The sequence below is a fragment of the Motilimonas cestriensis genome, from assembly GCF_021295315.1.
Taxonomy (GTDB): domain Bacteria; phylum Pseudomonadota; class Gammaproteobacteria; order Enterobacterales; family CBDFNC01; genus Motilimonas; species Motilimonas cestriensis.
Genome location: NZ_JAIMJA010000001.1, coordinates 61342 through 76305 on the forward strand (window position 1 = coordinate 61342; position 14964 = coordinate 76305).

Consider the following 14964-nt stretch of genomic DNA (forward strand, 5'->3'; position numbering starts at 1 on the left):
TTCCTACTTATTTGCCGAGCTCGAGCACGTTGATCAGGGCTGCTTTAAAAGTTTGGTTTTCTTGCTCAGTGCCAATACTGACGCGAAGATGATTGGGCATGCCATAGCCACCAATAGGACGAACAATCACGCCTAACTGCAGTAATTGGTTATAAACAGGGTTGGCATCACGCCCCGTATCAAAAGTGATAAAGTTACCTTTTGATGGGATGTATGGCAAATCATACTGTGTAAAGAAGCTTTCTAAATCCTTCATGCCTTGCTGATTTAATGCCACACTACGGGCCAGATATTCGCTATCTTGTAACGCTGCACATGCCGCCGCAATGGCTAAGCTGTTACAATTAAATGGCTGGCGCACGCGATTGAGCAGATCGGCAATAACATCGTTTGACATAGCGTAACCCACGCGCAGTGCTGCTAAGCCATAGGCTTTAGAGAAAGTGCGGGTGATCACCAAATTAGGGAATTGCTTGAGCCACGCCACCGTGTCAGCTTGCTCGTCAGCATATTCATAATATGCTTCATCTAACACCACGATGATATGACTTGGCACCTTAGCTAAAAATGCCAGCAGCTGCGCCGAGCTTAAACAAGTGCCCGTAGGGTTGTTCGGGTTAGCAATGAAGATCATCTTAGTTTTGTCAGTGATAGCGTCTGCCATCGCATCTAAATCATGACCCCAGTCTTTGGCCGCTACCGCCACCGCCTTTGCGCCAATAGATTGGGTAACCAAGGGATAAACCACAAACGCATACTGCGAAAAAATCACTTCATGTTGCGCACTGACAAACGTGCGCGCCAAAATTTCTAACACGTCGTTTGAGCCATTACCTAAGGTAATTTGATTGGTGTTAATCTGATATTTATTGGCCAAGGCTGTTTTCAAGTCATAACCGTTTGCGTCTGGGTAGCGCGTTAGCTCAGCGAATTCAGCGCTAATCGCCGCTTTAACCACATCACTTGGACCCAGTGGGTTTTCATTAGACGCCAATTTAACAATATTGGTTAAGCCCAATTCACGCTCTAGCTCATCAACGGGCTTGCCAGCTTGATAAGGATGTAACCCTTGCACTCCAACATTGGCTAATGCCACAAAATCACAACTCATATACGCTCCTAGCTATGCTGCTTGGCAAATTTATCCATAAAGGCCACAAGGGCTTCTACACCGGCTTTAGGCATGGCGTTATAAATGCTGGCGCGCATACCACCAACAATACGGTGGCCTTTCAACGTCAGTAACCCTTGCGCTGCCGATTCCGTTAAAAATTGCTCATTAAGTGACTCGTCTACTAACTGAAACGGCACGTTCATCCAGCTGCGGTACTGCGGGTCAACCTTGTTTTGGTAGAAATCACTGCTATCTACATAGTCATACAGCAGTTTCGCTTTCGCTTCATTATGCTCAGCCATGGCGCTTAGGCCACCTTGCTGCTTTAACCACTGGAACACTAAGCCCGCTAAGTACCAACTATAAGTTGGTGGGGTATTGAACATTGAATCAGACTCAGCCAATACCTTGTAATCAAAAATCGATGGGATAGCTTGGCGCGCTTTGCCAATTAAATCATCACGCACTATCACGAGCGCAAGCCCCGATGGACCAATATTTTTTTGTGCGCCCGCATACACCACACCAAATTGGCTGATATCAAGAGGACGCGACAAAATAGTTGAGCTCATGTCTGCCACTAACGGCACATCACCGGTATCCGGAATGCTTGAGATCTCAAGGCCTTCAATGGTTTCATTAGGACAATAATGAACAAACGCGGCGTTAGGATTAAGTGGCCATTCACTGCTCTCTAATAAGGAAGCTTGGCCTTGCGCCGTTTCGCGACGAATATCAATTTGATTGATCTTACCGTGCTTTTTTGCTTCTTCTGCGGCTGACTGCGCCCACTGGCCAGTAATAATATAATCCGCTTCTAATTTCTCACCAAATAGGTTTAACGGCACGGCAGCGAACTGACCACGGCCACCACCTTGACAAAATAGCACTTTATAATTATCTGGGATTTGCAATAAATCCCGAAGATCTTGCTCCGCCTGATTGGCTAATGCAATGTAGTCTTTACTGCGATGGCTCACTTCCATTACTGACACATTAAGATCGTTCCAGTTACGAAATTCACCTTGCGCCTGCTCCATTACCGCAGTGGGTAACATGGCAGGACCGGCACAAAAATTATAAACCTGAGTCATTATCTACTTCCGAAAAATAAAACGAGCGGCATAAGCCGCTCGTTTTGGTTGTTACTGATTATTCTTGTTCCGTTGGTTGTTCATCGGGTGGAAGCTGGGCTTCCTCCCCACTCACCGCCTCTGGGTTATCGTTTTCCGTATCATCGAGTAGTTCAACTTCTTCTACTTCTTCAATACGCTGCAAAGCCACCACTTGCTCGCCCTCACTAGTGCGAATAAGAGTAACACCTTGCGTATTACGACCCACCACTGACACCTCATCAACACGGGTACGTACGAGGGTACCTTTGTTCGAGATCAACATGATGTCTTCTGTTTCTTCAACTTGAACCGCGCCAACCACGTTACCGTTACGCTCACTCACTTTAATCGATACCACACCTTGGGTCGCACGACCTTTGGTTGGGTATTCAGATTGTGGGGTACGTTTGCCGTAGCCGTTTTCAGTGACCGTTAAGATATCACCCGAGCCATTTGGAATAATCAGTGACACGACTTTTTGACCATCAGCCAATTTAATACCGCGTACACCTGTCGCCGTACGGCCCATCGGTCTTACGCCGCGGAACCTAATTTCAGGTTGGCCATGTTCGTCAAGCACTGGATTACCGGCTTCATCAAGCACAGGTGTTTCTTCAGACTCTTTAAAGCGAACCACTTTACCGGCATCAGAGAACAGCATGATTTCGCTATCACCATGAGTAATAGCAACGCCAATCAGCTCATCATCATCTCTCAGGTTAATCGCGATTAAGCCTGAACTGCGCGGTTTGCTGTAAGCACTGAGGGCCGTCTTTTTAACGGTACCGGATGCTGTCGCCATTAAGATAAACTTGTCATCTTGGTATTCGCGCACTGGCAAGATAGCCGTAATACGTTCGTTTTCTTCAAGTGGCAGAATATTAATAATTGGACGACCACGCGCAGCACGTGACGCCAATGGTAATTGATAGACTTTCAGCCAGTACAATTTACCGCGGCTAGAGAAACATAAGATAGTGTCATGGGTATTGGCAACCAGTAGACGTTCGATGAAGTCTTCATCTTTCATCTTAGTGGCTGCTTTACCTTTACCACCACGACGCTGAGCTTCGTAATCGGTGAGAGGCTGATATTTCACGTAGCCCTCACGTGATAATGTCACCACAACATCTTCTTCTGTGATCAAGTCTTCCATGTCGATATCACCGCTCATGGCAGTAATTTCAGTGCGACGTTCGTCACCAAATTGGTCACGCACTAGCTCTAGCTCTTCACGAATCACTTCGATTAGACGCTCAGGGCTGTTCAGAATATGCAATAAGCTGGCAATTAGCTCTAGTAGCGACTTGTATTCATCAAGGATTTTTTCATGCTCGAGACCCGTTAACTTATGTAAACGTAAGTCTAGGATTGCTTGAGCCTGTTGCTCGGTTAAGAAATAACCGTCTTCGCGAATACCGTATTGCTCTTCTAACCAATCAGGACGCGCAGCGTCAACGCCCGCACTTTCTAGCATGGCTGCTACATTACCTAGCTCCCAACCACGCGCTTGCAGTGCCAATTTGGCTTGAGCCGGTGTAGACGACTCACGAATCAACTCGATAATCGGGTCGATATTAGCAAGGGCAATGGCAAGACCTTCTAAGATGTGTGCACGGTCGCGCGCTTTTCTTAGTTCAAACACAGTACGACGTGTCACCACTTCACGGCGATGACGAATAAAGCTTTCCAGCGTTTCTTTTAGGTTAAATAACTTAGGTTTGCCATTTTCTAGCGCCACCATGTTAATACCAAAAGACACTTGCATTTGCGTTTGCGCATACAAGTTGTTCAATACCACTTCGGCCACATCACCGCGTTTTACTTCGATTAATACACGAATAATACGGGTTGATTCATCACGAATGGCACTGATACCTTCGATCTTTTTCTCTTTTACCAATTCGGCAATTTTTTCAATCAAGCGCGCTTTGTTCACTTGATAAGGCAGTTCGTGAACAATAATGGTTTCACGCCCTGTTTTAGCATCGGTTTCGATATCGGCGCGGGCACGAATGCGTAATTTACCGCGACCGGTGTTATACGCATCAACAATGCCTTTACGGCCGGCAATAATGCCGTGAGTTGGAAAATCTGGGCCAGGAATATGCTCCATTAGCTCGGCAACCGTCAGCTCGCTGTTTTCAATTAACGCTAAACAGCCGTTAATCACTTCAGTCAGGTTGTGAGGAGGAATATTCGTTGCCATGCCTACCGCTATACCCGACGAGCCATTCACTAATAGATTGGGTACTTTAGTCGGTAAAACAGCGGGGATTTCTTCGGTGCCGTCATAGTTCGGCACAAAATCCACGGTTTCTTTATCTAAGTCGGCCAATAACTCATGGGAAATTTTATCCATGCGAATTTCGGTATAACGCATCGCCGCAGCGGAGTCGCCATCTACCGAGCCAAAGTTACCTTGGCCGTCTACGAGCATATAACGCAATGAAAAGTCTTGCGCCATACGAACAATGGTATCGTAAACTGCTGTATCACCGTGAGGGTGATATTTACCTATTACATCACCTACCACACGGGCAGACTTTTTATAGGGTTTGTTCCAGTCATTGCCCAGTACACTCATGGCAAATAACACACGTCGATGCACAGGTTTTAAACCATCGCGTACATCAGGAAGTGCACGTCCAACAATGACGCTCATGGCATAGTCGAGATAAGATGTTTTTAACTCATCTTCGATATTTACCGGCGTAATATCTTTTGCAAGATCGCTCATATAAGCCTAAATCCCTAAATCTAATAATTTCGGTCTGATTTGACGAGGGAGGGATTCTAGCACACTTTCGTGTCAGGGACAGAGGGAGGAATGGCACATAACCCGCAACTTTTTTGAAAAAATGGCTTTTTTCAGATCCACTCCCGCATATAATGGCTACAGAATTTTTAGATGAATAAAAAAGCAGCACAAATCATGAATGTAGATGCACAAGAAATAGCAAAATTTGAAGCGATGGCGAGCCGTTGGTGGGATTTAGAAGGCGATTTTAAGCCGCTTCACTTGCTCAACCCTACCCGTCTTGACTATATCAATCGTGGCTGTCAGGGCTTATTTGGTAAAAAAGTGCTCGATGTGGGATGCGGCGGCGGTATTCTTGCCGAAAGCATGGCGCACAAAGGCGCTATCGTCACTGGACTCGACATGGGCACAGAACCATTAGAGGTAGCGCGCCTACATGCATTAGAAACAGGCGCCAAGCTTGATTATATTCAAATGACCGCTGAGCAACACGCTAACGAACAGCCTCATAGCTATGATGTGGTCACTTGTATGGAGATGTTAGAACACGTGCCCGATCCCGCTTCCGTTATCGCCGCGTGCCGCCAACTGGTTAAACCTGACGGGGTCGTTTTTTTCTCTACTATTAACCGCACTGCCAAATCGTACTTAATGATGATCATCGGCGCAGAGTATTTATTGCGCTGGGTGCCTAAAGGCACACATGAACACCAAAAGTTTATTCGCCCGTCTGAATTTTTGAACTTTACCGATCAAGTCGGCTTACAGTGTACTGATTTGACCGGCGTACACTATCACCCCATATTGAAAAACTTTTATTTGGCGGAAAATGTGGACGTGAATTACATGCTGATGGCAAAACCATTAGCCGAATAAACAAAAACATCAATTTTTGATAATGTGCACATTTTTTCACCTCAAATAACGGCTTTCATTAGCCCTACAAATAAGGTGCATTTAAGCCAAGCCAAGTGTTATCAGCCTTGCCTGATAACCTCGGTTGTTGGCTTTTTAGGCAACCAGTAAAAATAAAAAATATTTTAACTTTTACCTAAAAAAACACTTGAAATTTACTTGGTCTAAACCCGATTGGACATCAATGGTTAGCTTTCACTAACCTAACTATTTATTTCACACTTTATCCACAAGTTATGATCAAGTTTCCCCCTTGCAAAATGACGCATACCTCATTATCTTGTACTCAATCAGAAGCAAAACACTATATATTGTGTTTACACAGATTTTAAAACACTAGAGGGCAATATTAGAACGTCATCTTCTTGTCGTTACTGGTAGCGCCTTTTGTTGTTTCTAAATCCATGCTCATTCACCAAGTTATTACAAATCTAAAAGGCGTTATGCGATGAATAAAAATCTGTTGGTCACCAAACGTGATGGCAATAAAGAAGCGATTGATTTAGATAAAATACATCGCGTTATCACATGGGCAGCAGAGGGATTAAATAACGTATCTGTATCGCAGGTTGAGTTAAAATCTCACATCCAATTTTACGACGGCATCAAAACCGAGAATATTCACGAAACCATTATCAAGGCAGCAGCTGATTTAATCTCACCACAGACACCTGATTACCAATATCTGTCTGCGCGCTTAGCCGTTTTTCATCTACGTAAGAAAGCTTACGGCACATTTGAGCCACCGCATTTGTACGATCACGTAGTCAAAATGTGTGAAATGGATAAATACGACCGTCACCTGCTTAATGATTACAGCCAAGCGGAATTCAACGAAATGAATGATTTTGTTGACCACTGGCGTGACATGACCTTCTCTTATGCGGCGGTAAAACAACTTGAGGGCAAGTATTTAGTACAAAACCGCGTGACCGGTGAAATATTTGAAAGCGCACAATACTTATATGTATTAGTGGCTGCTTGCTTATTCGCCAACTACGACAAATCTATCCGTATGGATTATGTGCGCCGTTTTTACGACGCTATATCTACCTTTAAATTGTCACTGCCGACACCCATCATGTCAGGCGTGCGCACCCCTACTCGCCAGTTCAGCTCATGTGTACTGATTGAAACGGGTGATAGCTTAGACTCAATCAACGCCACAGCCAGTGCCGTGGTAAAATACGTGTCACAGCGTGCTGGTATTGGTATTAACGCGGGCCGTATTCGCGCTTTAGGCAGTGAAATTCGTGGCGGTGAAGCCTTCCATACCGGTTGTATTCCGTTTTATAAATACTTCCAAACTGCGGTTAAATCGTGTTCACAAGGCGGCGTACGTGGCGGCGCAGCCACTGTGTTTTACCCTATTTGGCATTTAGAAGTTGAATCGCTATTAGTATTAAAGAACAACCGTGGCGTAGAAGAAAACCGCGTACGTCACTTAGATTACGGCGTACAACTGAGTAAGTTGTTTTACACTCGCTTGATCAAAGGCGGCAACATTAGCCTGTTTAGTCCATCAGATACACCTGGGCTATACGACGCGTTTTTCGAAGACCAAGACAAGTTTGAAGCCTTGTATCTGCAATACGAGCAAGACAGCAATGTACGTAAAAAAACCATCAAAGCGGTCGATCTATTCGCACTGCTGATGCAAGAGCGTGCTAGCACGGGTCGGATCTACATTCAAAACGTCGACCACTGTAATACTCACAGTCCATTTGACTCAAAAGTGGCACCCATCCGCCAGAGTAACTTGTGTCTGGAAATTGCGTTGCCAACTAAGCCATTGCAACACGTTAACGACGAAAACGGTGAAATAGCCCTGTGTACCCTATCGGCCTTTAACTTAGGCGCGCTAGAGAGCTTAGATGAGTTAGAAGAACTGTCTGATTTGATTGTACGAGCCCTTGATAGCCTATTAGATTATCAGGACTACCCGATCCCTGCGGCGCAAACCAGCAGCTTAAATCGACGTACCTTAGGGGTTGGCGTGATCAACTACGCTTATTACCTAGCAAAAAATGGTGTGTACTATTCAAACGGCAGTGCCAACAACTTAACGCACCGCACCTTTGAAGCGATTCAATACTACCTATTGAAAGCATCAAACGGCTTAGCGAAAGAGCGAGGTGCCTGTCCACTGTTCAATGAAACCACTTATTCTCAAGGCATTATGCCCATTGATACCTACAAGTCGGATTTGGACAATATCTGCACTGAAAAACTGCATTTAGACTGGGATACGTTACGCGAGGAAATTAAAACTCACGGCCTGCGCAACTCAACCTTATCTGCTTTGATGCCATCAGAAACATCGAGCCAAATTTCAAATGCGACCAACGGTATTGAACCACCGCGCGGTTTTATCAGTATTAAAGCAAGTAAAGACGGTATTTTAAAGCAAGTAGTGCCTGAATATGAGCGCTTAAAAGATAACTACGAGTTACTTTGGAATATACCAAACAATACTGGATACCTTGAGCTAGTAGGCATAATGCAGAAGTTTGTCGACCAAGCCATTTCAGCTAACACCAACTACGACCCAGCTAAATTCGACGGCGGCAAGGTGCCAATGAAAATGCTGATGAAAGACTTGCTGACAGCTTATAAAATGGGCCTTAAAACCTTGTATTACCATAATACCCGCGATGGCGCAGCTGACAGCCAAACCGATTTACAGCCAGAAGATGATGGTTGTGAAGGCGGCGCGTGTAAAATCTAATCAAACGGGGAAGCTTAGCTTCCCGCTTTAATGTTGTATTCAGAGCGAAACAGAATGAATAAGTACACTACCTTTTCAAAAGTACAAAATAACGCCCTCACTGAGCCTATGTTTTTTGGTAACCCGGTGAATGTTGCCCGTTATGACCAGCAAAAGTTTGAAATTTTTGAAAAATTAATTGAAAAACAGCTTTCATTCTTTTGGCGTCCAGAAGAAGTAGACGTTAGCCGTGATCGCGTCGATTTTCAGGACCTACCTGAGCACGAGCAACACATTTTCATCTCAAATCTCAAGTACCAAACCTTGTTGGACTCCATTCAAGGTCGTAGTCCTAACGTAGCACTGCTGCCGTTGGTATCATTACCTGAACTTGAAACCTGGATTGAGACATGGGCATTTTCTGAGACCATTCACAGCCGCAGTTACACCCATATCATCCGAAACTTGTTTAACAATCCAAGTGACGTATTTGACGACATCGTTAACAACGAAGAAATCCTAAAACGTGCTGATGACATAGCCGGTTATTACGATGACCTAATCACCGCAACGCAGTTTTACCAGTTACATGGCGAAGGCGACTACACGCACAGCGACGGCCGCGTTGAAACAATCACTTTGCGTGCTTTAAAGCGTAAAGTGTATTTATGCATGAACTCTGTAAACGCGTTAGAAGCAATTCGCTTTTATGTCAGCTTTGCCTGCTCGTTCGCTTTTGCAGAGCGTGACTTACTCGAAGGCAATGCCAAAATCATCAAGCTAATAGCCCGTGATGAAGCGCTGCATCTTAATGCGACTCAACACATTCTAAACCTATGGCGCGATGGCGCTGACGATCCTGAAATGGCTGAAATTGCCAAAGAATGTGAACAAGAAGCCATCGACATCTTTATGCGCGCCGCGCAGCAAGAAAAAGAATGGGCTGAATACTTGTTTAAAGACGGCTCAATGATCGGTCTAAACAAAGATATTCTTTGCCAATACGTTGAATATATTGCCAACGTACGTATGCAAGCTATCGGCTTCAAAGCCCCCTTTGAAACTAAATCTAACCCAATCCCTTGGATCAACAACTGGTTGGTAAGTGACAACGTGCAAGTGGCACCACAAGAGTCTGAAATTAGCTCTTACCTAGTCGGTCAAATCAACTCAGATATGGATGCTGACGATTTAGAGGACTTTGAACTGTAATGAGTAAGAAAATGGTCATCAATGGCGTAGATTTTCACGCCAGTGAAGAAAAAACTCTACTGGAAAACCTTGAACTGCAAGGTATTCAAACGGAATATCAATGTCGTGATGGCCATTGCGGTGCTTGTCAGTGTCAATTAATCAGTGGCTCGGTAGAATACATTATCGAGCCCCTCGCTTATGTAAGAAAAGATCATATATTAACCTGCTGCAGTAAGGCGAAAAGCGCCATTGAGCTTGCCATCCCTGAAGCAAAATTACCTCTGAAATTAACAGGTTAATTTCACTTTAAAACAACGTAGAATTGCTGCAGCTAAGCGGCTTTGCTGCTACACTGCAAAGTCCGATTGTTTATCATTAAGCGACGACAAGAATGTCTTTTCTAACCAAACTCAAATGTGCCCTTACCTTAGGCCAAGGCGTGTTATTAGAAATGCCTGAGCTAAAAGCCACCGACAACCCTTTTGAATTTTTTCAGCAATGGCTTAAACAAGCCGAAGAATCAGGCATTATTTTGCCCGAGTCGATGTCGGTAGCCAGTTGCGACACACAAGGCCGTCCATCATCGCGCATGGTGTTACTGAAAGAAGTCGACGATCGCGGCTTTGTGTTTTATACCAACTACGGTAGCCGTAAAGCCCAACAACTTGATGCCAATCCGCATGCAGCTCTGCTCTTTCATTGGAACATACTGCAACGCCAAGTGCGTGTTGAGGGCCGAATTGAACGCGTCACTTTTGAAGAATCACAGGCCTATTTCCACTCTCGTGGCCGTGGTAGCCAAATTGGCGCGTGGGCATCTCATCAAAGTGAAGTGGCGCAAAGCCGCCAAGAGCTGATGGACAAAGTAAAATTCTATGAGCAAAAATTTGCTGGCCAAACTATACCGCTGCCAGAATTTTGGGGTGGCTATCGTGTGATCCCTGAACGAATTGAATTCTGGCAAGGTAAAGCCGACCGCCTCCATGATCGTTTTGACTACCAAAAAGACGGTGAAAGCTGGCATGTGGTGCGATTGAATCCGTAACGAATGGAAGTGATGATACTGTAATTCATCACTTCTAACTTGTTATCATTCGCGTGGGCTTAACGAAATGAATTCCTTATAAATCAATAAAGCAAACTATAATTGGCCTTAATTTGAAATTAAGGCCTCTACCCAATACATTAATTTGACATTTATCTCAGTTTATATTTACCAATAAAGATACTATCTAGTCGATTAAAATAAATGACTTAAGGATGGGCCATGTACAAATTAATTTTTAGCTTATTATTATCTACTGTGTTATTAGGCTGTGGTGGCGGTAACGGCACCACTGTTAATGAAGGGGATAACGCGCTTAGTCAAAAAAAGCCGCAACCCTACAATCTAGATTCAACTGAAATAGCATCTTCTATTACCAACATTACCTATAAATTAGACGTATACGTCCCCCTTGATTATCAAGCAGGAAGTGCTCCGCTACCTGTAATTTATGCGTCAGATGGGCAATGGAGAAGTAACAGTTACAAAGGTATATTAGAAAACTCTGGTGTATCAGCTGTACTCGTTGCTATCCATGAGGGTCCAAAAGGCCATCGAAATATCGACTACTTAACACCCGGAGTCTATGATTATTACGAGTTTTTGACTCAAGAGCTTATCCCCTTTATAGAAAGTGAATATAGCGTAATGTCAGCTAACAGGACACTGGTCGGGCACTCATATGGCGGAGCCATGTCTTTTTACTCTATGCTCATCGCTGATCCTGATGTGGCATTTTTTAACAATTTCGTCTCAGCTGACCCGAGTGTTGCAGATACCGAAACTTTGCTTAAATTAGAACAAGAGCGGTTTAATTTAAGTAAAACAATGAACAGCAGAATGATTTTATCGGGTGCAATGCAAGGCGGTAATGGTCCAGATGTTGAACTGGCTTACGCACATATGCTAAATCGGAAATATGAAGGTTTGAATATTACTTTGATTAAGCAAAATGTAACCCATGATAATAGTGCCAACCAAACATTTAAAGATGCCCTACCGCTGTTGTTCCCATAATCGAGATTAAAATGTGAGCACAAGCCAGTAAAACTTGTGCTCTAGCATTTACAACCAACCATCCCGCGCAAATTTTTCAGCTAAACTATCAAGTTCAGTATCAATCACTTGATGCCAATTTTGGGTGGGTAAGTCTTGCCCTAATTGATGCACAAACCAGCTCATGAACACCGCATTTTCAAACGCACCGTGCAGGTAAATCCCCACTACATTTTCACGCTGCCAACCCAAATTAGATTGTAAAAATTCACTGACCTTACCGGTAGTTTGCGTTTGTCCATGGTGAATCTCATACCCGGTCATAGGTTGGTTTTGCCATTGAAAATGTACTTGCGAAGTAGACTTGATTTGCGCTAATTCTGTGGTTAATGGCAATAAGCCTAAGCCATCAAAATCACCTGCTTCTAAACGGCGCGGGTCAAGCAGCTTTTCACCTAATATTTGTAAACCGCCGCAAATACCCAGCACTAGCTTACCTTGTTGAGCCGCATCGATAACCGATTGAGCTAACCCCGTGTTAGCCAAATAGGCCATGCTGGCGCCTGAATTTTTACTGCCGGGTAAGATCACGGCATCAAAGCGTGACAAGCTTTGCTGTTCTCGGATCACGGTGACATTCACGCCTTGCTGATGAAACAGGGGATCAAACTCATCCATATTAGCGGCATAAGGATAAATCACTAACGCAATGTTTAGCTCGCCTTTAACAAAGGTGTCACTACCCCGAAAGGCATCTTCTTCTGGTAAACGGTGATCGTACATCGGAATGTTAGCCACCGTAGGAATACCGGTTTTTTCTTGCAGCCAATCCATAGCATTACCCAACAACAACGGATCGCCACGAAATTTATTAAGCACAAAGCCTTTGATTAAGCCTTGCTCCTGCGGCGCTAAACACGCCCAAGTCCCTAGCAGATGAGCAAACGAGCCGCCACGATCAATATCAGAAATCAAATACACATCGGCTTGTGTTTCCAGCGCCACTGCCATATTGACAATATCACCGGCGCGTAAATTAATTTCCGCAGGGCTACCCGCCCCTTCTATGACTAGTTGATCATAATCAGACTGCAAACTGGTTAAGGCATTTTTTACATGCTGCCAGAGTAACGATTTACGTTCCATCCACGCCATGGCAGAAATTTCTGCATTGGCCACACCATTCACGATCACCTGGCTATAGGTATCGGCGCTAGGTTTCAGTAATACAGGGTTCATTCGCACATCGGGGGTGACTTTCGCGGCCAAAGCTTGCAAGTATTGCGCGCGACCAATTTCTAAACCATCGGGTGTAACGGCCGCATTATTACTCATATTTTGAGCTTTAAATGGTGCCACGTTAACACCGCGGTTAGCCAGAACACGGCAAGCCGCTGCTGCCAGTAAGGATTTGCCAGCATCACTGGTACATCCTAATAACATGATAGGTTTTGCCATTGTTTCCCTTTATGCAAAAAGTCGCCATCATACCGTTAAACTCACAGCGGTGAAATGGACGCACTGACTTAATCCTCATGTCATCCAGTAAAAGCTGGCAACAGGCTCAATCTGATCTACACTATTTTAACTGTATATAAAAACAGGTGAGAGAGCATGAATACGCAACCGACTAAACTAACCTGCGCCATACTAACTGGGATGTTAACTGCCTTGAGTGCAAGTAGCAGTGCTGAAACCTGCTCCCAAACCCAGTTACAGCGGTTTTTAACGCAGCAAAACCAAGCCTACCATGCTGGCAATCCTTGTATCTCAGACTCATCTTTCGATCAACTCAATCAACTCCTCGCTCATCCAATCAGTACCTTAAACACAGACATAGACAATTCATGGGTGAGTCACCGTTACCCCATGAAAAGCCTTAATAGCACCACCAGCAAGCAAATGTTGTTGGAATTTATTAAACCCTTGTTGCAACGCGCCAATTCGTTAATCATTCAACCGAAAATTGATGGCATCGCGATTGAGCTTATTTATCATCACGGCCAATTAGCCCAAGCCAGTACGCGAGGAAACGGCGCAGCAGGTAAAGACATCACTGCATTGATCTTACTTGCTCCGCACATACCTAAACGGCTTAATCAAAAGGCGCAGCAAGAGGAAGTGGTTATTTATGGCGAACTGTTTATTCCCCTACAAGCGTTTAAGCAAATACAGGATTATTCGAGTAGCCGACAGTTAACGGCCGCGTTGGCGCAACAAAAACAGCCCGATATGACGTTAGCCAATTTACTCAATTTCTTCCCCTATCAATTGGCTCAACCGTTGCAGCCTAATGATCTGGCAAGCCAGCAGTTATTGGCGCAATGGAGCTTTAAAGCCACTCAAATCTTTAGCCAAACCATTAATGATATTGCGGATGCAGAGCGCTGGCTCAATACATGGCAACAAGATGTTGAACTGGATGCGGATATCGACGGCGTTGTGATAAAAGCCGCAGAACAAAACCTGCGCGACAGCTTAGGCAGTAATCAATCTTTTCCGCATTGGGCCATGGCGCTTAAACCAAAAGCCAAGCGCGCTGAAGTAACCGTGACTAAACTGAGCTATCAAGTCGGCCGCACCGGTAAAATAACGCCCATTTTGCACTTTTCGCCTGTGTCTTTGGGTAATAAAACCGTGCAGAAAGTCTCTGGACACTCAGTCAACTACATCAAACAACATGAAATAAACCAAGGTAGCTTAATCACAGTTGCATTGGCAGGTAAAGCCACGCCAACCATCACCAAGGTGATTGGCACGAGCACAGAGCAAGACTACCAGCTGCCGTTTGTTAAACCCGGCCTTTGTTTATCTAGCAGTTACGCTTGTAAGCAACGCTTTAAGCTGCAAATAAAATACACCATGAAGAAGTTAGGCTTACCTTTGAGTGTTAGAAAAGAAGTGAATCAATTAGTTAAACAAGGAGTGATCACCCAACTCGGCCAGCTTGGCCCATTCTATCAAGCGACCTATCATCGCAACTTGAGCAAACAGCGTCTACTCGCTAGCTTAACAGGCCGCCCTTTAACCCTGAGTCATTTGAGCGCAATGGAGCATGCCGAGCTAGAAAGGCAGCGCTTACTGTTAGCGCGCTTAAGCATTTAGGCGCTAACATCC

Annotated in this window: 11 protein-coding genes; 7 read left to right on the forward strand and 4 right to left on the reverse strand. The window is 44.6% G+C overall.

Features of this window, described 5'->3' with window-relative positions; all coding sequences use genetic code 11:
• Positions 1 to 7: 7 nt before the first annotated feature.
• Genes hisC through gyrA form a run of 3 tightly spaced genes read right to left on the reverse strand, consistent with a single transcriptional unit; the run spans position 8 to position 4969 of the window.
• Positions 8 to 1111: a histidinol-phosphate transaminase gene (gene hisC, locus K6Y31_RS00305; protein WP_233050886.1), complete on the reverse strand. Its 1104-nt coding sequence runs from the start codon at positions 1109 to 1111 to the stop codon at positions 8 to 10.
• Positions 1112 to 1119: 8 nt separating this feature from the next.
• The gene (gene serC / locus K6Y31_RS00310) at positions 1120 to 2208 is read right to left on the reverse strand and encodes a 3-phosphoserine/phosphohydroxythreonine transaminase (protein ID WP_233050887.1); all 1089 of its coding nucleotides are present in this window, start codon (positions 2206 to 2208) and stop codon (positions 1120 to 1122) included.
• Positions 2209 to 2266: 58 nt separating this feature from the next.
• The gene (gene gyrA / locus K6Y31_RS00315; protein WP_233050888.1) at positions 2267 to 4969 is read right to left on the reverse strand and encodes a DNA topoisomerase (ATP-hydrolyzing) subunit A; all 2703 of its coding nucleotides are present in this window, start codon (positions 4967 to 4969) and stop codon (positions 2267 to 2269) included.
• A 171-nt stretch (positions 4970 to 5140) separates the two neighbouring features.
• On the opposite strand from gyrA, the gene ubiG reads away from it, so the two are divergent.
• From ubiG to K6Y31_RS00345, 6 genes are all read left to right on the forward strand, one after another.
• Positions 5141 to 5866 carry a bifunctional 2-polyprenyl-6-hydroxyphenol methylase/3-demethylubiquinol 3-O-methyltransferase UbiG gene (gene ubiG, locus K6Y31_RS00320; RefSeq protein WP_427901884.1) on the forward strand — a complete coding sequence of 242 codons (726 nt, stop codon included), beginning with the start codon at positions 5141 to 5143 and terminating at the stop codon, positions 5864 to 5866.
• Positions 5867 to 6353: 487 nt separating this feature from the next.
• Complete coding sequence (gene nrdA / locus K6Y31_RS00325) at positions 6354 to 8633, forward strand: class 1a ribonucleoside-diphosphate reductase subunit alpha (protein ID WP_233050889.1); 2280 nt, start codon at positions 6354 to 6356, stop codon at positions 8631 to 8633.
• Between the two features lie 54 nt (positions 8634 to 8687).
• On the forward strand, positions 8688 to 9824 hold the full coding sequence (gene nrdB / locus K6Y31_RS00330; protein WP_233050890.1) for a class Ia ribonucleoside-diphosphate reductase subunit beta: 1137 nt from the start codon (positions 8688 to 8690) through the stop codon (positions 9822 to 9824).
• Complete coding sequence (gene yfaE / locus K6Y31_RS00335) at positions 9824 to 10105, forward strand: class I ribonucleotide reductase maintenance protein YfaE (protein WP_233050891.1); 282 nt, start codon at positions 9824 to 9826, stop codon at positions 10103 to 10105. The genes nrdB and yfaE overlap by 1 nt, the downstream gene beginning before the upstream one ends.
• A gap of 92 nt (positions 10106 to 10197) precedes the next feature.
• Positions 10198 to 10851 (forward strand): pyridoxamine 5'-phosphate oxidase, encoded by a 654-nt coding sequence (gene pdxH / locus K6Y31_RS00340; RefSeq protein WP_233050892.1) that lies wholly within the window; start codon positions 10198 to 10200, stop codon positions 10849 to 10851.
• A gap of 222 nt (positions 10852 to 11073) precedes the next feature.
• A complete protein-coding gene (locus tag K6Y31_RS00345) occupies positions 11074 to 11868 on the forward strand; it encodes an alpha/beta hydrolase (RefSeq protein WP_233050893.1) in 795 nt (264 codons plus the stop codon).
• A gap of 48 nt (positions 11869 to 11916) precedes the next feature.
• Here K6Y31_RS00345 and K6Y31_RS00350 read toward each other — a convergent pair whose 3' ends face one another.
• Positions 11917 to 13305, reverse strand: a complete 1389-nt coding sequence (locus K6Y31_RS00350) for a cobyric acid synthase (protein WP_233050894.1) — start codon at positions 13303 to 13305, stop codon at positions 11917 to 11919.
• A 156-nt stretch (positions 13306 to 13461) separates the two neighbouring features.
• On the opposite strand from K6Y31_RS00350, the gene K6Y31_RS00355 reads away from it, so the two are divergent.
• Positions 13462 to 14952: an NAD-dependent DNA ligase gene (locus K6Y31_RS00355; RefSeq protein ID WP_233050895.1), complete on the forward strand. Its 1491-nt coding sequence runs from the start codon at positions 13462 to 13464 to the stop codon at positions 14950 to 14952.
• The last annotated feature ends 12 nt before the right edge of the window (positions 14953 to 14964 follow it).